The organism is Nibribacter koreensis, assembly GCF_039541795.1.
Classification (GTDB): Bacteria; Bacteroidota; Bacteroidia; order Cytophagales; family Hymenobacteraceae; genus Nibribacter; species Nibribacter koreensis.
This window is the reverse complement of record NZ_BAABGX010000002.1, coordinates 276,700-296,124: the sequence shown is the minus strand read 5'-3', so window position 1 is coordinate 296,124 and position 19,425 is coordinate 276,700. Positions and strand designations below refer to the sequence as shown.

The 19,425-nt window shown below is 49.8% G+C and carries 14 protein-coding genes; 7 read left to right on the top strand and 7 right to left on the bottom strand.

The window, feature by feature from the left end:
* Positions 1-48 precede the first annotated feature (48 nt).
* A complete protein-coding gene (locus ABD880_RS08490) occupies positions 49-1,332 on the top strand; it encodes an acetyl-CoA hydrolase/transferase family protein (RefSeq protein WP_345164631.1) in 1,284 nt (427 codons plus the stop codon).
* A gap of 310 nt (positions 1,333-1,642) precedes the next feature.
* Here the strand turns inward: ABD880_RS08490 and ABD880_RS08485 are convergent, their stop codons facing one another.
* Positions 1,643-2,065: a BrxA/BrxB family bacilliredoxin gene (locus tag ABD880_RS08485; RefSeq protein WP_345164629.1), complete on the bottom strand. Its 423-nt coding sequence runs from the start codon at positions 2,063-2,065 to the stop codon at positions 1,643-1,645.
* 299 nt (positions 2,066-2,364) lie between these two features.
* Between ABD880_RS08485 and rpsT the strand changes: the two genes are divergently transcribed.
* Positions 2,365-2,622, top strand: a complete 258-nt coding sequence (gene rpsT / locus ABD880_RS08480) for a 30S ribosomal protein S20 (protein WP_345164627.1) — start codon at positions 2,365-2,367, stop codon at positions 2,620-2,622.
* Positions 2,623-3,776: 1,154 nt separating this feature from the next.
* Here rpsT and pyk read toward each other — a convergent pair.
* Together pyk and ABD880_RS08470 are read right to left on the bottom strand one after the other, a co-directional pair.
* Positions 3,777-5,207 carry a pyruvate kinase gene (gene pyk, locus ABD880_RS08475; RefSeq protein ID WP_345164625.1) on the bottom strand — a complete coding sequence of 477 codons (1,431 nt, stop codon included), beginning with the start codon at positions 5,205-5,207 and terminating at the stop codon, positions 3,777-3,779.
* A gap of 3 nt (positions 5,208-5,210) precedes the next feature.
* On the bottom strand, positions 5,211-5,636 hold the full coding sequence (locus tag ABD880_RS08470; protein ID WP_345164623.1) for an IPExxxVDY family protein: 426 nt from the start codon (positions 5,634-5,636) through the stop codon (positions 5,211-5,213).
* Between the two features lie 168 nt (positions 5,637-5,804).
* Here ABD880_RS08470 and ABD880_RS08465 point away from each other — a divergent pair, with 168 nt between their 5' ends.
* From ABD880_RS08465 to ABD880_RS08445, 5 genes are all read left to right on the top strand, one after another.
* Positions 5,805-6,041 (top strand): acyl carrier protein, encoded by a 237-nt coding sequence (locus ABD880_RS08465; protein ID WP_007659745.1) that lies wholly within the window; start codon positions 5,805-5,807, stop codon positions 6,039-6,041.
* Between the two features lie 71 nt (positions 6,042-6,112).
* Entirely contained in the window at positions 6,113-7,366 is a 1,254-nt protein-coding gene (fabF, locus tag ABD880_RS08460; protein WP_345164610.1) for a beta-ketoacyl-ACP synthase II, read from the top strand.
* A complete protein-coding gene (gene rnc, locus ABD880_RS08455; protein ID WP_345164608.1) occupies positions 7,366-8,118 on the top strand; it encodes a ribonuclease III in 753 nt (250 codons plus the stop codon). The genes fabF and rnc overlap by 1 nt, the downstream gene beginning before the upstream one ends.
* Before the next feature lie 604 nt (positions 8,119-8,722).
* The gene (nadE, locus tag ABD880_RS08450; RefSeq protein ID WP_345164606.1) at positions 8,723-10,582 is read left to right on the top strand and encodes an NAD(+) synthase; all 1,860 of its coding nucleotides are present in this window, start codon (positions 8,723-8,725) and stop codon (positions 10,580-10,582) included.
* 129 nt (positions 10,583-10,711) lie between these two features.
* Positions 10,712-11,371, top strand: coding sequence for an HD domain-containing protein (locus ABD880_RS08445; protein WP_345164604.1), 660 nt, complete (start codon positions 10,712-10,714; stop codon positions 11,369-11,371).
* A gap of 64 nt (positions 11,372-11,435) precedes the next feature.
* On the opposite strand, the gene ABD880_RS08440 is transcribed toward ABD880_RS08445, so the two are convergent.
* From ABD880_RS08440 to ABD880_RS08425, 4 genes are all read right to left on the bottom strand, one after another.
* Complete coding sequence (locus ABD880_RS08440) at positions 11,436-12,740, bottom strand: DUF2268 domain-containing putative Zn-dependent protease (protein ID WP_345164602.1); 1,305 nt, start codon at positions 12,738-12,740, stop codon at positions 11,436-11,438.
* 146 nt (positions 12,741-12,886) lie between these two features.
* On the bottom strand, positions 12,887-15,442 hold the full coding sequence (locus ABD880_RS08435) for a TonB-dependent receptor (protein WP_345164600.1): 2,556 nt from the start codon (positions 15,440-15,442) through the stop codon (positions 12,887-12,889).
* 157 nt (positions 15,443-15,599) lie between these two features.
* On the bottom strand, positions 15,600-16,508 hold the full coding sequence (locus tag ABD880_RS08430; RefSeq protein ID WP_345164598.1) for a carboxypeptidase-like regulatory domain-containing protein: 909 nt from the start codon (positions 16,506-16,508) through the stop codon (positions 15,600-15,602).
* A gap of 233 nt (positions 16,509-16,741) precedes the next feature.
* Positions 16,742-19,330, bottom strand: coding sequence for a TonB-dependent receptor (locus ABD880_RS08425; protein WP_345164596.1), 2,589 nt, complete (start codon positions 19,328-19,330; stop codon positions 16,742-16,744).
* Between the last annotated feature and the right edge of the window lie 95 nt (positions 19,331-19,425).

Genomic DNA, 19,425 nt, shown 5'->3' with positions numbered 1-19,425 from the left:
AATTTTGTCGTTGGGTAAGAAAGTCCTTATACAAATTCCGCACGCACTATGATCATGTCCACAGAATATACCTCCGCCGAGGAAGCCGTCAAACTCATAAAATCCGGAGACCGCGTGTTTGTGCACGGGGCCGCCATGACACCCACTAGATTGGTGAATGCCGTATCTGCCCGCTCTTCTGAACTCCGTGAGGTAGAATTCATCCACATCCACACCGAAGGCCCCGCACCCTATACCAACCCAGAAAACGCCAAAAGTTTTAAGACCAACGCGTGCTTTGTGGGAGGGAACATCCGCCAGGCGCTCCATGACGGCCACGCAGATTATATTCCCATTTTCTTGAGCGAGATTTCGTTCTTGTTTAGAAGAAACATCCTGCCCTTAGACGTGGCCTTGGTGCAAGTGTCACCGCCAGATGCGCATGGGTATTGCAGTCTGGGAGCCTCGGTAGACGTAGCCTTGTCTGCCGTGGAGACCGCCAAGATCATTATTGCCGAAGTGAATCCGCAGGTGCCGCGTTCACACGGCGACGGCGTGGTGCACATGAAGCAGTTTCATGCCAAGGTATGGGTAGACGAGCCCTTGCCAGAGCATATTGGCAAGCACACCGGCGGTATAGAACTGCAGATTGGCAGAATGGTGGCCGAACTGGTAGAAGACGGTGCCACCTTGCAAATGGGCATTGGCGCCATACCAGACGCGGTGCTGGCGCAGCTGATGCACCATAAGGACCTTGGCATTCACACCGAGATGTTCTCAGACGGCATCATCCCGCTGGTAGAAAAAGGTATCATTACGGGTTCTAAGAAGAAGATTCTGCCACATAAGATTGTCTCCTGTTTTGTGAACGGCTCCCAAAAGGTATTTGATTTTCTGGACGACAACCCGGGGGTGGTCTTAAAAGAGGCTATCTACACCAATGATACGTCCATCATAAGGAGGAATCCCAAAGTGACGGCCATCAACAGCGCCATTGAGGTGGACTTGACCGGCCAGGTCTGCGCCGATACCATTGGCACCTACCAGTTCTCTGGCGTAGGCGGCCAGATGGACTTCATGCGCGGCGCAGCGCTCTCTGAAGGCGGAAAGCCCATCATTGCCCTGCCCTCCATCACCAACAAAGGCGAGTCCAAGATAGTGAACATGCTCAAGCCCGGCGCTAGCGTGACCACCACCAGGGCCCACGTGCGCTACATCGTGACAGAATACGGCATCGCGGATCTATACGGCAAGAACCTGCGCCAGCGCGCCAAGGCCCTCATTCAGATTGCCCATCCCAACCACCGGGAAGAATTGGAGCGCCTGGCCTTTGACAGGTTTAAGACGCTGTAGGGTAGTTGTTGTTGGTTATTTGTTTATTCGAACTAGAAAATACGGATTCTTTCAAAAGTGAGCGGTGGTACTCCGCAGTGCCTAGTCTCTATAGAATCCGCGCATTCAGTCCCCCTTTGAAGGGGGTAGGGGGATGATTATGCATACAGATGGTTTATTTCCAATACAAACCCCCTTATCCTAACCTTCTCCCTCAGGGAGAAGGGACTGTGCTGATGCGTTTTTAGCCTGATTTCCAGGAAATAGCCCAAAAACGAAAAAGCCTGACGCAACCAATGTGTCAGGCTTTTCTGTGATGTTGTAAGATAGATTACTTAGCGCAGTAGTCCTCAAAGGCGCCTTGCAGGCTGTCCACGATTCTGGTCAAGTCATTGCCTTCAATGTGATGGCGCTCAATCATGTGTACCAGCTCACCATCTTTGAACAAAGCAATGGAAGGAGACGAGGGAGGATACGGCAACATGAACTCGCGGGCTTTGGCCACGGCGTCGCCTTCCATACCGGCAAATACGGTCACCAGTTTGGCTGGCTTGTTCTCACTAGAGGCTACGGCCATTTTAAGGGCAGGACGCGCTTTAGAAGCGGCGCAACCACAGACCGAGTTGATAGCTACCAACACAGTGCCCTCTTTCTGGTTCAGGACAGATTCTACTTCTTCTGGGGTCATCAATTGTTCAAAGCCTACAGAGGTAAGGTCTTCCCGGATAGGGGCCACCATATATTCAGGATACATTCCCATGGTTCTTTTATAAAATTAGGTGCGTGAATTCTTATTTTGTTGTAAATTTACAGAATCAAGCCTAGAACACCGCACTTGGTCCTTTGGTTTCCAGTATCCTGCAGGAAAGCTAACCTGCTGAAAGGGTAGATGGGTGGTTCATAGGGTGCTGGAGGCCACAATTGGCCGGTCAGCAAAGGAAGAATATTAAATTTTAATCCCTTCCTTCTTGGAATTAATCTGGCAGTCTTGTAGTTTTGCAAACTCATTTAGAACCAGAAGTCAAAAGCATTTATTTATATTCACTGTAAACCATGGCTAACCACAAGTCAGCAATAAAGAGAATCAGATCTAACAACGCGAAACGCTTGCTTAACCGTTATCAAGCAAAAACTACTCGTACGTTTGTAAAGCGTTTGAAAAACACCACCGACCAGGCTGAAGCGCAAGAGCTTTTCAAAACTGTGTCTGGTATGCTAGACCGTTTGGCCAAGAAAAACGTGATCCACAAAAACAAAGCGGCTAACAACAAATCTAAGTTGGCTAAATTTGTAAATAGCTTAGCAGCCTAAGTTTAAGGATTTCCTCCTTGTCTTATGCTGAACAAAAAGCCTTGCCCTGTGCAAGGCTTTTTGTGTTGTAGCTGGTTTCTGTTTTTGGCTTGTTTTCTGGTAAATAGGCAGAAAACGCCTTTTTAAACTATTGGTAGTCATTTGCAAGTGGCCGATTACCAACTCAGACAAAGTCCCTGAAACCCTTTTCTCTGACGCTAGCCTCAAGCCTCATGACATGGGAGGGGTGAGTCTCCAGATTCACGTTAGGCGCTTCCTTTGTCTTTGCTTGAATGCAATCTTCTCAGGGGCAAGCGTCCGTTTGTGTCTGCACGCATCATAGGTCTGATGATTGCGTCTTAAATTTACTTCCTCTCAGCCTCACTCCCATTTGCCAGGCCTGCTTTCTAACTGTTCTCCATCCACGCCCGCCGTTGTTGGTGTTCTCACCAACGACCAATATTGCTTCTCCAGCTGTAGTACATTTGTGCATGCAATTGGCTGTTCCTGAGAAATAATGCCTTTACCGGTGCGCATTCACAGCTTTGTTCCATCTCTTCCGCTAAGCGCTCACGGCCGCGGGGCCTCGTCTTGGCCCTTCGCACTGCTGTTGTACTCTGGGCCTTTGGCCCCGCCCTGGCGGGCGACGAAACAACAGAGGCGCTCAGAGCCAAGACTGTTTTCGGTTCCAATCCTGTGAGGGCTTGATGGTTGGTTCAGGTGGTTGTAGGTAAAGTCCGTCCCTGTCGCTGCAGAGGCACGCGTGCCAAGGCACGGTTGTAGCCATCTGCTATCACGTGGGCATGGTTCAAGTCTGCGCCTTGGTCCCATGATGGCGGGCATTCTGCAACTGCCCTGGAGCGCTGGCTTCAACCGGCGCGTTCTGTCCCCCTTCAGAGGGGGTAGGGGGAGGACAGGAGCGCCTTCCATATAAAACGGCCTTTATTCAAAAGACCTCATATCGTTCGGTAGGACTTGCGAGCGTCTGTGTCAATAATGTCCATTTAGTAACATTTCTGAAAACTGTCTTCTTCTCGTTTTTAGCTTGTTTTCCAGAAAGTAGCCCCAAAACAGGGTCTTATGCTGCCAATAGCAAGAAGGCCCGCCTCCACTTGGAGACGGGCCTTCTTGCTGTATGATAAGTCTAGCTACTAAAATCTAGCCTCTAGCGTCTTTTAGTGGACAATACTCAATTTGATCATGTTGGCGCGTTTCTTCTCCATCACCGGCATAGAACCGATGTTGATGAAGATGTCACCGGTCTCCAAGTGTTGTTCGCGCACCAAGATCTCTTTCACGTCGGCAATGGTTTCATCAGTAGACACAAAGCGGTCATAGTAGAAACCTCTAATGCCCCATACCAAATTCAAGGTATTCAGGAGCGTCCGGTTATCCGTGAAGATGAAGATGTTGGCTTTAGGACGGTGCTTGGCCAGCTGGAACGCCGTGTAACCAGACTTGGTCATACCTATCAAGGCACGGCCGTTGGTGTCACGGGCCAGGCCCACGGCATTGGCTACCAGGGTGTCACTGTAAAACGTGTCAGAAGTAGGGTTGAAAACGAAGTTGCGGTGAAACACTTCGGCCTGGTTCTCTACCGACTGAATAGTGCGGTTCATGCTCCGGATGGTCTCAATGGGGTACATGCCGGCGGCCGTCTCGGCGCTCAACATCAGGGCATCAGCACCATCCATAACGGCGTTGGCAATGTCGTTGGTCTCGGCGCGGGTAGGGCGTGGGCTGGTGATCATGCTCTCCATCATCTGGGTGGCAATGATTACAGGCTTGCCAATGGCTGTGCACTTCTCTACAATCATCTTCTGAAGCATAGGCACCTCTTCCATGCCAATCTCTACGCCCAGGTCACCGCGTGCCACCATCACGGCGTCAGTGGCCTCTATGATGGAGTCAATGTTGCGGATGGCTTCTGGCTTCTCAATCTTGGCCACTACGCGGGCGTCTTTGCCGCGTTCGGCTATGATGCGCTTGATCTCATGGATGTCTTCTACCTTTCTTACAAAGGAAAGCGCAATCCATTCCACGTTATTGTCAAGACCAAAGTGCAGGTCCTGGATGTCTTTCTCGGTTAAGGAAGGAGCGGTCACCAAGGTGTCTGGCAGGTTAATGCCTTTTCTTGGCTTTACGGTGCCGCCGTACACTACTTCGGCTTCTACTTCTTTGTCGCCGTCAGTGCTAATGACCGTCAGTTCTAGTTTGCCGTCATCTATCAGGATAGCGTCACCAGGGCGTACGTCTTGCGCCAGGCGCATGTAGCTGGTAGATAGGCGAGAAGCGGTACCCATAGATTTGTCGCAGACAATCTTGATGATCTGGCCCGGAGCAATCTCTACAGCGCCGTTCTCTACGTCATTAATCCTAATCTTAGGACCCTGTAAGTCTTGCAGCAGGCAGATGTTGGTGCCCATCTCTACGTTGAGCTCTCTGACTGCGGTAATCACCTTGGCATGCTCCTCATGAGAGCCATGCGAAAAGTTTAAGCGGAAAACATCCACGCCTTCTTCCACCAGGGCTTTGAGGCGTTCAGATGTGTTGCTGGCAGGGCCAACCGTTGCGATAATCTTGGTCTTGTTAAAATAGATAGCCATGGGCTAAAATAAAAGGTTTTCTCTGTGACGTAAACTGTTGGGGTCAAAAGACCGCACGTACTGTACCAAGGGTACCGCGTGTAATTTGTGTAATAGTTGTTCTTGAAATGAATCTAGCCGGCCCGTTACCTGTATTACGTAGTCATACTCTTTAATGTCTGGCACCAGAAACGGGGTGGGGAGCGTGCTCATGGCCACAGAACGGTTCCTGAACAGGCGTAAGTTGCCATGCTCTGCGCAGTGCAGATAATTAGAGATGACCAGCCGGCCCTTGTTTAAAAAATCAATGCAAAGGTCTGCCTGCTTGATCAAACGCAGCCTAAAGGACTTGTTCAAAGCCCAAGCCAACGTGTGCTCTTTACTGGACGATACAACCCCGTACAGGTCAAAGTCGTAATCGTACTCCACATCTAACTTATAAGACTTCATTGCAGGTAAGGGGGAAATAATGTTGGATGGGCAATTTAAAGAACCGATTTGTAAACGCAAGAATAGAATTTATAAAAAACCTGTATAAAACTATTGAAGACAATTTGTTTGACATTGTGTTGGCAAATCCATTTCTTTGCAACTGTGTTTTAAAAAACTTCTAAAAAAATGTCAGAAATCGCAGAAAAAGTAAAGGCTATCATCATTGACAAATTAGGCGTTGAAGAATCTGAGGTAACGCCAGAAGCTAGCTTTACAAACGACCTGGGTGCCGACTCTCTTGATACCGTAGAATTGATCATGGAATTCGAGAAAGAATTCAATGTTTCTATTCCAGACGACCAAGCTGAGAACATTGCAACGGTAGGCCAAGCGATCAGCTACCTGGAAGAGCACGCGAAGTAATCTTCCCCTATTCTTTATTACATCGATCCAATTTTTACAATCATACAGGTTCTATCCTCTATTAGCAGCTTATGGAGCTTAAGAGAGTTGTAGTTACAGGCCTTGGTGCGCTTACCCCCGTGGGGAATTCCGTTTCAGAGTATTGGGACGGCCTTGTGAACGGAGTAAGTGGCGCAGCGCCCATCACCCGCTTTGACGCCTCTAAGTTTAAGACTCGGTTTGCGTGCGAAGTAAAGGGATATGATCCTGAGCAATATTTTGACCGTAAAGAGGCCCGCAAAATGGACCTCTTTACGCAATTTGCTATGGTTGTGGCCGATCAGGCCGTGAAGGACTCAGGCATTGATTCTGAAGCACTAGACAAAGACCGCATTGGTGTAATCTGGGGCTCTGGGATTGGTGGTCTGCGTACTTTCCAAGAGGAGTGTGTGAACTTCGCCAACGGTGATGGTACGCCTCGCTTCAACCCGTTCTTCATCCCAAAGATGATCGCTGACATCAGCGCCGGGTCCATCTCTATTAAATACGGCTTCCGGGGACCTAACTTTGTGACGGTATCTGCCTGTGCCTCTGCGTCTAACGCTATTATTGACTCTTTCAACTACATTAGGTTGGGGATGATAGACGTAGTGGTGACTGGTGGTTCTGAGGCAGCGGTGACAGAGGCAGGCGTTGGCGGCTTTAATGCTTTGAAAGCCCTTTCAGAGCGCAATGACTCTCCAGAAACAGCTTCGCGTCCGTTTGACAAAGACCGTGACGGTTTTGTGTTAGGCGAAGGCGCCGGTGCCATCATCCTGGAAGAGTATGAGCATGCCAAGGCGCGTGGCGCTAAAATCTACGCCGAGATCATTGGCGGTGGCATGTCTGCCGATGCGTATCACATTACCGCTCCGCACCCAGAAGGTTTGGGCGCGCGCAACGTAATGAAGAACGCCTTGAAAGACGCTGGCATCAAGCCAGAGGAAGTAGACTACATCAACGTGCACGGCACTTCTACTCCCTTAGGAGATGTGAGTGAGGCCATGGCCATTGAGCACGTGTTTGGTGAGCATGCCTACAACCTCAACATTAGCTCAACCAAGTCCATGACGGGTCACCTGTTAGGCGCGGCAGGTGCTATTGAAGCCATCGCTTGTATTCTGGCTATCCAAAACGGGGCAGTTCCTCCAACCATCAACCACTCAACGGATGATGAGCAATTCAACTCCAAGCTTAACTTTACCTTTAACAAGGCACAGGAGCGCGAGGTGAACATTGCACTGAGCAACACGTTCGGGTTTGGGGGGCACAACACGTCTGTGATATTCCGCAAATTTGTTGACTAGTGTCTCCGATTAGACCGGTTCTCCGCGCTTTTCACAAATTCTTCTACAAAGACAAAGCCTTTGTCAACGCCATCACGCAGATTACGGGCATGGCGCCAGACAACTTGCACCTGTACCAATTGGCGTTTACGCACACGTCCTTCGTGCGACTGAACCTGAAAGGTAACCAGGAGACCAATGAGCGCCTTGAGTTTTTAGGAGATGCCATCTTAGGCGCGGTAGTGGCGGAGTATCTGTTCAAAAAATACCCTTACAAAGACGAAGGCTTCCTGACGGAGATTCGGTCCCGCATGGTGAACCGCGAGTCTTTGAACAGCCTGGCAATGAAAGTGGGCTTGTCTACCCTTATTAAAGTAGATACTGCCGCCGGGGCGTCCAGGCATAAGTTTATCAATGGCAACGCCTTAGAGGCTTTGGTAGGCGCGGTGTACCTGGATAAAGGCTACAAACAGACCAAGACGTTCATTCTGGACCGGCTCATGAAGCCGCACTTTGACTTGCACCAACTCACCACCACTACCAGCAACTTCAAGAGCAAACTCATTGAGTGGGCACAAGGCCAGAACCGTAGCATCCGGTTTGAGATCATTGGGCAGAAGCAGTCTGGCAGTAACACAGAATTCACCGCCGCCGTGGTAGTGGATGATGAGGCCATCGGTACGGGTAGCGGTCTGTCCAAGAAAAAGGCAGAACAAGCCGCCGCCGAAAAAAGTATGGAAGCCCTTAGAGCCAGCGGCGCTATTGTAGGGTAGTTTCTTTTCGTTTTTAGGCTATTTTCTAGGAATCAGGCCAAAAACGACACATTCCCAATTTCCCATTTCTTCTTTTTACTTATCCCAAGGTAAAAGCCTGTCATCTACAGTGTATCATGGCGCAAGCGTCCGCACCCATTGTAGCTCTAAAATGCCCAGTTGACAAGGCAGCGCCATTGTCTCTATAAAAAAAATCTGCTCATCTGCTCTTTCAGATTTACATCTGCTCTTTCAGATTTATCAATCTGAAAGTTCTCTGTCGGGGATTTACCAATCCCCGTTTTGCGACATTGGTTAAACGGGGATTGGTAAATCCCCGACAGAGTGATCCGGGATTGATAAATCCCGAATAGCGTGTCTTTCAATTACTGGGCAAATGCGAATTGCGCACGCATTCCAGATTCACCATGCGTGCGGACACAAGCCGGACGCTTGCGCCATGGTAGCTAAAGCCTTTTCAAATTCCCACATCTCCAAATTTTCAAATTCTCACATTTTCAAATCACTAGCACATCAGCACATTAAGCCATTAGCACATTATCCAGCGGGTATTTTTTAACTTGCGGGCCGTTCTTGCGTTACAAATGCAAAAATATACCTGTCTATGAAACTCGCCGGCGCCGCCCTTAACCAAACGCCCCTTGATTGGGAGAATAACCTTAGCAACATCAAGAAGGCCATTGAACAGGCTAAAGAACAGAAGGTAGACATTCTCTGTCTTCCAGAGATGACCATTCCCGGCTACGGCTGTGAAGACCTGTTCTTGAGCGAGTGGTTATCTGAAGAATGTTTTCAGCATCTCCTGGAAATCAAGGAATGGTGCGAAGGGGTGATTGTCTGCGTAGGGCTTCCGGTAAGATTGAATGGGATTGTCTACAACACGGCCTGCGTCATCAATGACAAGAAGATTGTGGGCTTTACCGCCAAGCAGTTTCTGGCCAATGACGGTGTGCATTATGAGACGCGCTGGTTTAGCTCTTGGCCCGCCAACATAGTACAAGACTTTGAAATGCTGGGCCAAACCTACCAGATAGGTGACATCATCTATGAGCATCAGGGCATCAAGTTTGCGTTTGAGATTTGCGAGGATGCCTGGCGCAATGAGAATAGACCGGCCTATAGACACAAGCCCAAAGGCGTCCAACTCATCATCAATCCTAGTGCCAGCCACTTTGCCATGAGCAAGACCGACGTGCGCTACCATCTGGTTGTAGATGCCTCTAAGCAATTTGAATGCACCTACCTGTACGTGAACCTGCTAGGCAATGAGGCCGGAAAGATGATTTACGACGGCGAGATCCTGATTGCCCAGAACGGTAACGTGATACTTAGAAACCAGTTGCTGTCTTTCAAGGACGTGGACTTTGAGTGCGCCGAAGTCTCTTTTGAGAACCCTCTGCCGTTGGTGGAGGTGACGCCCTTGCCGCCGGTAGATGAGAACATAGAATTTATTTCTGCTATTACGGTGGCTTTGCTGGACTACCTTAGAAAAAGTAAAAGCAAAGGCTTCGTCTTGTCTTTGAGCGGTGGGGCAGATTCCTCTTTGTGCGCGGTGGCCGTCGCGGAAATGGTAACCAGAGCTTTAGCCGAGATTGGTTTGGAAGAGTTTGTGCGCAAAACCCAATGCCTTACTGCAGAAGAGCTCCAGCAGTTTAAGCAATTGTCTGGCATAGAACTTAGAAACGCGTTGGTAGGCAAACTGCTCATCACGGCCTACCAAGGCACCGAAAACTCCTCTGATGACACCTTTACCTCAGCGCAGGAACTGGCCAAGTCCATTGGGGCCATCTTTTACAACTGGACTATTGACCAGGAAGTGACTGGCTACCAAGGTAAAATTGAGAAAGCCATTGGCCGGCCCTTGACCTGGGAGCAGGACGATATCACCTTACAGAACATTCAGGCCCGCGTGCGCGCCCCCGGCATCTGGATGCTGGCTAACCTAACCAACTCCCTGTTAATGGCTACCTCTAATCGTTCTGAGGCATCCGTTGGTTACGCCACCATGGATGGGGACACAGCAGGCAGTATTTCGCCAATTGCGGGCGTGGACAAAGCTTTTGTGCGGGAGTGGCTCATCTGGGCGCAGTTAAATCTTGGATACGAAGGCCTGCAGTACGTGAACAACCTTCAGCCTACCGCTGAGCTACGTCCGCTGGAGCGTGCCCAGACAGATGAGAAGGACCTGATGCCGTACCCCTTGCTGAACCAGATAGAACGCCTCGCTTTTTACAACCGACTTTCTCCGCAGCAGGTATTTGAGAAACTGAAAGGCTCCTACCCAGACGACCAGCTCAAGCAATATGTCCAGCGCTTTTATTCGCTCTGGAGCCGCAACCAATGGAAACGCGAACGCTATGCCCCGGCCTTCCACCTGGATGACTACAACGTGGACCCTAGAAGTTGGCTACGCTTCCCAATACTAAGCGGGGGCTTCAAGCAGGAGCTGAGTGAGCTTAAGTAATGTGCTAATTGGGTGATTTGGAAATGTGAAGATTTGAAAATTTGGAGATGTTTTCGCATTCCCATTTTTGGCTTGTTTTCTGGGAAATAGGCCAAAAACGGATTTCGCGTGTAACTTAAACAAAGACCTATGGAGCCGTTGGAATGTCCTTCTTTCTTGACCAGACTGGAGCGCAGGGCGTGGGAGTTTGCGGTAGAGGCCCATGGGGAACAACGGCGCAAGGTCACCAATGAGCCCTACGTCAAGCATCTGGAACGCGTGGCCCACACGGTAAAAGAGTTTGACGGTACCACCGGCATGGTCATGGCTGCGCTATTGCATGATGTGCTGGAAGACACGCCTGTCAAGTCTCATGAGTTAAAAACCTTTCTGAAAGATATCTGTGAAGACACTGAGGCCGATGCCCAACAGGTTCTGCTTTGGGTACAGGAACTCACGGACCAGTTTGTCAAATCTGCCTACCCAGGTCATAACCGGAAAAGGCGCAAGGAAATGGAGGTGCAACGCTTAAGTAAAATTTCACTTCCGGCGCAGGCCATCAAGCTAGCCGACATAATTGACAACACCAGAGACATCGCCAAAAACGATCGCAGCTTTGCCAAGGTGTATATTCCAGAGATTCTGGCGTTGGTAGAAGTCTTGAGAAACGCCCAACCATTCAGGCTGTACCTGCTAGCGTGTTATGAAGTGCAGAAAGCGCTGTTGATCATCAACAAGAAAAAAGAACCTGAACCTTTAGAGCCACCTCTAATAGAAACTCAAAAACAGCAGGTCCCGGGTAAAGAATAGCAGAGGCGTTTTTGGCCTGTTTTCCTGAAAAGGGGCTAAAAACGGCTGATACGGGAAAAACGGCTCATTCTTTAGTTTTGAAACGGATTTCATAAGTCTTAAGAGGATAGCCGTTGACAGCAGAGAAGCCGCCTCCGTTTAGTTTAAGGCTGTACGTTTTGCCAGGCTGGAGGTCTACCAAGTAGATGTACGCTTTCTTGTCTTCAGAGAAACCTTTTCGTCCCACCACGGGCCATTCTTCCTTGCCACCTGCGCCGTAGTCTGTTGCCGTGAACCTAGACATCACGTGTGAGAACTCCACTCGTAATTCTTTCACCGAAGCGTCTACCAGGCTGTCTGATCCTGTGATGGGAGAAATGTGGGTAATGATGGGTCTCTTGGCCTCATAAGCTTGTAACAGCTGGCTCCTGTTGATGGGCTCCTGGTAGTACATAGAGGCAGCCAGGAATGCTTCTGTAGCCGCAGGATTGTCATAGTCCAACTCAATCATTTCTTTAATGGCCTGTCTCTTGTTTTTTGCCTGTTGGTAATAAGACTTGCAAATAGAATAGCCCATATAATAACCCAGATCTGGATGGTCAGCAGATTGGTTATAAAACCAATTGTCTTGTAGCGGGGCAAACATCTCGGCTTTGAACTGTTCTTTCAATTCAGGCTCATGCTTTGGGCCGTATTCCATGTATGGGAGCGGCATGCGCGTGCCAGTGACAAGTTCAGAGAGGAAGTCACAAGCGCCTTCAAACAACGCCTTACCCAAGAGGTCACTGCCCAAGCCTTTCTGCTGAGTGTGTATATACTCGTGCACATTCAGGGGGATGATGTATGTAAAAGGATCTTGCTTGAAATATCGGCTAAGGTAAGTTTGTAGGTTCTGGGGCAGTTCAGAAAGATCCACTGATGTATTTCCTGTTGCTATTTCGGTACCTATGAGCACCATGTTGTCTTTAAAGGTGCCTACTGTCCTTAACATGCCAATGGAAAAATACACTTGGGCCGGTCTGAGGGCGGGGTACAGCGACTTGAGTTTCTTTAACTGCGGCTCCAGTCCTTTTGCCCCAGACTTGGCCAGCTGCGTGCGGGGTCTAAGTGACTTCCAGAAGTTAGGATGCCTTCGGATAGAGGTCACCCACTCTACGGCCTGATAATTCTTTTCTTCTACCAAAGCTTTTAGACCTGGGGTTCCTTTGTCTAGGTAAAGCGTTTGTAAGTAGTGTAACTGTTGCAGGCTGTCTGAGGTGGTCTGCATGCGGTCATAGGCCTTCCAGAAGTTGTCAATGTCTGTTGTGACAACGCGCTGTTCTTTTTTCTGCCCCAAAGCCAGAGAAAAGGTGGCAAAAGTAAGTAGGGTGGCACTCAGGAGTTTTCTCATAGGGGAAGTTGTAGCTGTTGAAAGTAGGAAAGTAGGGCAAAGAATGCAAGTCTCCGTTTTTGGCCTGTTTTCCAGAAAATAGCTTAAAAACGAAGCCCCGTCCTTGATGTAAGGACGGGGCTTCGTTTTTAGGAATACACAGAGGCTTAGTTGGTTTCTCCGCCGCCTTTGGCGTCATCGTTTTTGATGGACTTCTTGCGGCGTGGCTGGGAGTTCATGTCCATCTTGCCGAAGCGGTAGGAGAAGCTCACGCGCACGTTGCGGTTAAAGTTCTGGTTGACCGTGTTCTGGAGGAAGTTGTCGTTGGACAGGTCTGAGGTGAACTTGATGGACTTGGAGAATGGGTTGTCTACGCCTACGCTGATGCTCCCTTTCTTGTCCCACAGGTCTTTCTTCACGCTCACGCTGGAGTAGTAGAAACCAGAGAACTTGCCCTGGATGCTGGGTCTAGGAGAGCTGTAAGAGCCAAACGCCTGCAAGGCCAAGCCCTTCCCGAAGTCATAGCCCGTGTTTACGTTGAAGCTGTACTGCAAGGCCGCATTGTTCTGGATTTCGCTCTTCAGGTCAATGTAGTTTAGGTTCACGCTTCCGCCAATGTTCCAGGCCGGGATGGGCTTGGTGTTGCCAGAGAAGCTCAAGCCATACGTGGCGTTTCTGCCTATGTTGTAAAAGGTGGTGTAGGAGTTGTCTTCGCTTGCCAGGTATTCTACGGCTGGGTTGACTTCTGAGGCACTCACCGTACGGCGCACGTTTTCAATGGCGTTGTTGGTCTGGCGCCAGTACAAAGACACGTTCACAGAGCTGGTCTTAAAGTAATTGCTGTAGCCCAACTCATAGGAGTGCGTCAGCTCAGGTGACAGCTCTGGATTACCAAAAGAGTAGTTGATTTTGTCTGACGTGTTCACATACGGGTTCAGGTACCATATCTGCGGACGCTGAATACGCTGGGTATAGCCCGCACGTACCGTCTGCGACTTGAACGTGCGTGACACCATCACGTTCGGGATCAAGTTGCTGTAGTTGTCTTTGAACGATGGCATAACAGGCGCAATGTATTGGGCCTGCAAGTCTGTGTACTCAAAACGAACGCCTGACTTGACGTTGTAATTTTTGAGCGCTTTGAAACCGTAAGAGGCGTAAGTAGCATACACGTCCTGGTCGTAGGCAAAGGAATTCCCACGCTCAGTGGTCTGGTCAGTGTCCACGTCAATGTCGCGGTAAATCGCGTCGCTTTCGGCGTGCCGAAGAATGGCTTTGGTGCCTACTTCTAAAAGCGTCTTGTTCTGGAACGGGTGCGTGTAATCCACCTGATAGGTCATTTCGCGGTTAAAGCCCTCATTGGTATTGCGCACCAGGTTGTCCAGAAAGTCATTCTGATCAATGGCGTTGTCTAGGTTGGAAGACATGTTCATACCACCGTTCGTCCATTGACCCAACACCGCCAGTTCCTGCTGAGGCTTGAAGATATGCGTGTAGCCTAGGTTCAGATCCAAGGAGTTATGTCGGTTTTTATTCTCTGAAGTAGTCTCAACATACCGGTCTGCCGTTTTAGAATTATCTCTGAAGTCAGTGAAGCTAGACTGGAAACCACTGCTGTTGAAACGGCCGCGGTAAAAATTTACGCCCGCCGTAATGGAGTTGCTGGAGTCAAGATCGGCGTCAAAGCCTAACTGCCCAAATACGCCGCCGCCCTGGCGCTTAGTGGTGCCTTGCTGTAACAAGGTGCTGTAATAGGAGTCAGGGTTATGTTCTGGGTGGCCTTTAGGCAAGGAGAAGAGGGAACGCTCTAATACGTTTTCATTCTTGTTGTTGTACTGCTGGTGCGTACCCAGGTTGGCGGTAAACCCAACCTTACCCCGCCGGATATTCAGGTTACCATTGCCGTTGGCGTTTCTGTTGCCGGCAGAGGTGTTCACACTTCCGCTCACGCCATAGAGGGTGTTCTTCTTGGTGATGATGTTGATGATACCGGCAGAACCTTCGGCGTCATATTTGGCAGATGGGCTGGTGATGACCTCTACGGTCTTGATCATGTCTGACGGGATCTGGCGCAGCGCGTCTGCCACGCTGTTGGCCATGATGCTGGACGGCTTGTTGTTAATGAGCACGCGCACGTTAGAGGAACCGCGCAGCTGCACGTTGCCGTCTAAATCTACCGTCAAAGAAGGTACTTTCTTGAGCACGTCTGAGGCCGTACCGCCAATGTTGGTGATGTCCTGCTCGGCGTTGTAGACCATGCGGTCCACCTTGTCTTCTACCAGCGGCTTTTCACCCACCACGGTCACCTCGCGCAGTTTATTCTGCACCGGCTTAAGGACAATGTTGCCCAACTCAATCTCGGCGTCTTTCTCAGAGACCGTAAAGGCAGAACGGGTGTAGGTGTTATAGCCAATAAAACTCACCTGCACGGTGTAAGTGCCAAAGGCTACTCTATTTAAGGTAAAGCGACCACGATCATCGGTCACGGTGCCGTCTACGGGTTTGCCGGTGGCGGCGCTCACCAGAGAGATGGTGGCAAACTCCACTGCTTTATTGGTGGTAGAGTCAGTGACTATGCCAGAGACTTTGCCCCCGGCGCGCTGCACGCTACTACCACCAGCGGCCGAAGTGCTGGAAGGAGTAGGAACGGCTGACGGAGTTTGGGCCCAAAGCCCGGTAATCAAGAATAATTGCAAGGAGGCAAGCAATACAAGGTGACGCATAGAAAGGGTTAAAGTGATGTTTAGGATTGAATTAGGTATAAGAAATAAGTAAAAGGCATCTGGTCTGATTAAGCCTGGTAAAGGCAAGCCGTTTTTGGGCTATTTTTCAGAAATCAGGTTAAAAACGAAGAGACATCAGAAATGGAGAAAGGTTGCATCAGTCTGCGCGCTGTACTTCCACATTCAGGCCCACGCCCACGGCAGACATCTTCGCCCATTTGGCCTGGCTGGCATCTTTGTAGAAGGTGGTATGAAAACCGGGCAAAGTGGCCGCCAAGGTCAAGGACTTAGCATCTGTGAGCGGGGTGCCGCCTATCCATTCCAGGGCAATCACAAAATCCTGAGACACAAACACGTTGTAAGGTTCCAGGTCTACCTGTACCCAGCCTTTTTTTACTGCCTTCACGGTGGTCAGGATTTCTTTAGAGGAAAGGCTTTCGGCGGGCTGGCCGTCTTTCACTGCGTAGAGGTTTACCCTAAACTTTAACTCCTCAAATTGATTGTTACTAATACAGAAATTCAGTTTGCTCAGAAAGGTTTGCTGGTTGCCGTTGGGGATGATGACTCCCACTTCGCGGCCCAGGCTTTCTTGCAGGGGTCTTTGAAAAGCCGTGAAATTGTGGTGAAAGATGGTGTTTGGGCCGGCGTTTCCGCCTAGTTTTTTCTTCTTCCATTGGCTGGCTTTCACCTTGACTTCAGAAAGCTCTACAGGCTTGGCTTGCAGAGTGATTTCTATTCTTCTCTGGGCAGTGGCCGTCCTGATTAAGTCTGCAGTGCTTACTTGCGTAGCCTCATAACCAATGGCCGAGATGCGCACTAACTTATTTGTGAGCGCAACCGGTACGGTAAAGCTGAACTCGCCCTGCTCATTGGTGAGAGTGCCCACTGGCTCGTCCAGAATACCCACGCTGGCATACGCAAGAGGCTTTTTGGTCTCCTGGTCTAGAACGACGCCAGAAAGTTGGATGGGCGAGGCTTGTTGTAAGGGGCTGGTGGTTGATTGGGCAAAGGGTGCCCAAGCGGTGGCAGAAAAGAAAGCAAGGAAAAGAGCCAGAAGTAACTTCATGAAAGGCAAAGGTATGGCAAAATGCGTGAGTGCAACAGCTTTGTAGAAAGCTTTGAAAAGAAACGGGAGCCGTATTTCAATATTGTATATAGCCTATATTTATATTTTTGAGGCCTTTATTCAGGCGTCATAAGCTTGGGTCGTTTTTGACCTGATTTCCAGAAAACAGCCTAAAAACGAAGAGCGCCAGCAGAATTCTGCTGGCGCTCTCCTTAAAGTGGTAATGCTACTACTTATTGCACTCCGTTGCCATCGCCTTGTTTGGCGTCATCGTTCCGGATGGATTTCTTGCGTTTTGGCGGGCCTTGCTGCTGCAACTTACCAAAGCGGTATTCAAACGTCAGTCTGAAACCACGGTTGTACTGCGTTACGTTGGTTCTGGTGCTAAACGGCAAGCCTGAGGTCTGGCTTACGCCTTCTTGCACGTTTTTGAACTCCAGCGCTCTTCTGAACGGGTTGTCCATGCCCAAACTCAAGGCACCTTTCTTGGCAAACAGCTCTTTTCTGATGGACAAGTTGTGGTACGAGAAAGCTGACATCTGGCCTTGCAAGGCAATTCTTGGCGCGTTGAAGCCACCAGAGAACTGTGCACTCACGCCTTTCCCGAAGTCATAGCCAGAGCTCAGGTTAATGTTGTACATGAAGCCCTCATTAGAAGCAAATGGCGCGTTCAAGTCTACGTAGTACACGTTCACGTTACCATTCACGTTCCAGGCCGGAATGGGCTTGGTAGAACCAGAGAAGCTCATGCCGTAGGTCTTGTTCTTAGCTATGTTCTGGAACGTAAGGTACGTCACGTCATCAATCACGTCAGTGACAGACTCAATGGCATTGTCTGTCACGCGCATGTAGCCAGACACGTTCAAAGAAGTAGTCTTAAAGAACGTGCTGTAATTCAACTCATATGAATCGGTTAGCTCGGCGTCCAACTCTGGGTTACCAAATACCACCAAGTTAGGTCCTTGCTGCTGACGGTACGGGTTTAAGAAGAACAACTGCGGCCGCTGAATACGCTGGGTAAACGAGGCGCGCACTTTCATAGTTGGTTTCAAGTCATAGGCCACGGTCACGTTCGGGATGAAGTTGTCATAGTCCGTCTTGAAGTCTGGTTGCGCTTCGTTCACAAAGTCTGCGGCTACAGTAGTCAACTCATAACGACCACCAAATTTCACCTGCGTCTTCTTATTGATGTTAAAGCCATAAGACAAGTAGGCGGCCTGCACGTCCTGGTCATAAGAGAAATCACCGTTAGAGGCCAGGCCGTTGTAGAAAGAGCGGCTGGTCACATCGCGCATGATGTTCTTGGCACCAATCTCCAGAAGCGTGTTCTTCGGCATGGGGTGCGCGTAGTCGGCTTGCAAGGTGAACTCCTTGTTTTCGCCTTCGTTGCTGTTGTTCAGATTGAAGATGGTGTTGCCTTCCAAGTCATAGCGCGTCTGGAAAACCTCATTGTCCTGGTCTGTGGTGCTGTACAAGGTTAGGAACGTGAACTCCTGCTGTGGCTTCTTGAACAGGTGCGTGTAGTCCAGGTTCAAATCCATGCTCAGGCGGCTGTTGTTGTTCTTCATGGTAAGGTCATACTCATCCACCAACACGCCATTGCCAAACTCGGCTGAATTAGCGGCCGTCTGGTTGGCTGTAAACCCAGTGGCATGTTGCTTAGAACGCATCTTGAACTGACCCGTGTTTACTCTAATACCGGCCGCAATGCTGTTCTTCTCATTGATCTCATAGTCCAGACCCAACTGACCAAACCCAAACCGACCGTTGGTGCGGTTGGTGCCCAACTGCTGGATCAAGCTTTGTACGTTGTAGTTATTTTCAATCTCTGGCGTAGATGGATTGTCACCTTCGTTCTGCGGAGTATTTGGATTATCCGAAATCTTGGACTGGTTCATCTGGCTTAGGTTCATTTCGCCTTTGCCGTAGAACATGGTGAGGCCCGTGTTCAGGTTGACGCCTAGTTTGCCAGATTTCACGCTCACGTTGGCGTTGCCGTTGCTGGCGCGCGTTCCGGTGGTCAACGTAGTAGAGCCGGTTACGCCTTGCAGGCTGTTTTTCTTGGTGACAATGTTGATGATACCCGCGGTTCCTTCAGCGTCATACTTAGCCGATGGGCTGGTAATCACCTCTACGTTCTTGATCACGTCTGCCGGGATCTGCTTGAGTGCGTCTGCCACGTTGCCTGCCATCATGGTAGACGGCTTGCCGTTGATCAATACACGAACGTTACCGCTTCCGCGCATCTGTAGGTTGCCGTCCTGGTCTAAGGCAATGGAAGGCACTTTGCGCATGACGTCGGCGGCAGTACCACCGGTGTTGGTGATGTCTTTTTCGGCGTTGTAGACCATGCGGTCTACTTTGTCCTCAATAAGCGGTTTCTCGCCGGTCACGGTTACTTCATTCAATCTGGTTTGAGACGGGCTCAACTCAATCTTATTGAAGTTATGGTCGCGGTCATTGTCTGAGATGGTCACCTGCGCCAGTTCTTTGGTATCATAGCCAATGAAACTGATGGTGAGCTTGTAGGTGCCGTTGGCAATTCTATTCAAAGAGAACCGGCCTTTCTCATCGGTCACGGTGCCGTCTACGGTTTTGCCGGTGGCGGAATTCACTAAAGCGATGGTGGCAAACTCTACAGGCTTGTTGCTGCTAGAGTCTGTAACGGTACCCGTGATTTTACCAGCGCCTACAGGCGTGGCAACCGCTGGTGCCGCCCCAGCGGGAGCGCCAGCCGGACGGGTAGAAGGAGTAGGGGCCTGGGCCCAGATGGGAGCGGTGGTGGCGCAGCTTAACAGTGTTAAGAGCAGAAATTTTTTCATAGAAGAATTGAAAACAATAATGATTTTTTAAGCGGGTAGCGAGCCGGATTGCGCTTTTCCAACACCTGTACTTGCTTTGGTTGAAGCATTAGTAG